Source organism: Halorubrum sp. ARQ200 (genome assembly GCF_005435115.1).
GTDB classification, from domain to species: Archaea; Halobacteriota; Halobacteria; order Halobacteriales; family Haloferacaceae; genus Halorubrum; species Halorubrum tropicale.
In genome coordinates this window covers 1-466 of sequence record NZ_SGTZ01000054.1, presented here as the reverse complement: position 1 = coordinate 466, position 466 = coordinate 1, and the positions used below count along the sequence as shown (strand labels likewise).

Here is a 466-nt window from a genome sequence, read left to right as displayed (position 1 = left end):
CGATATGGGCTTTGACGTGATGCACTACAACGTCCACAAGACGTTCGCGACGCCCCACGGCGGCGGTGGCCCCGGTGCCGGCCCGGTCGGCGTCCGCGAGGAACTGGCACAGTTCCTCCCGAACCCGCACGTCAGAGAGCGCGGTGGGAACTACGAACACTACGAGCCATCGAACTCCATCGGGAAGGTGCATGGCTTCTATGGCAACTGGCCGGTACTGCTCAAAACCTTCGCCTATATCGCCAGACTCGGCGACGAGGGCCTGCGGGACGCCAGCGCGAAGGCCGTGCTGAACGCGAACTATCTCGCCGAGCAGCTCGAGTACGAAGTTCCCTTCGGCCCGTTCCACCACGAGTTCGTCGCCAGCGCGGGCGAGCAGGACGCCGCAGACGCGGCCAAGCGGATGCTCGATTACGGCGTCCATCCACCGACGACGAAGTGGCCTGAAATCGTCGATGAGGCGTTG

At 64.4% G+C, this 466-nt stretch carries 1 pseudogene; it reads left to right on the top strand.

Annotated elements, in window-relative coordinates:
- A pseudogene (locus tag EXE50_RS17005) lies at positions 1 to 466 on the top strand (glycine dehydrogenase subunit 2); the annotation flags it as partial.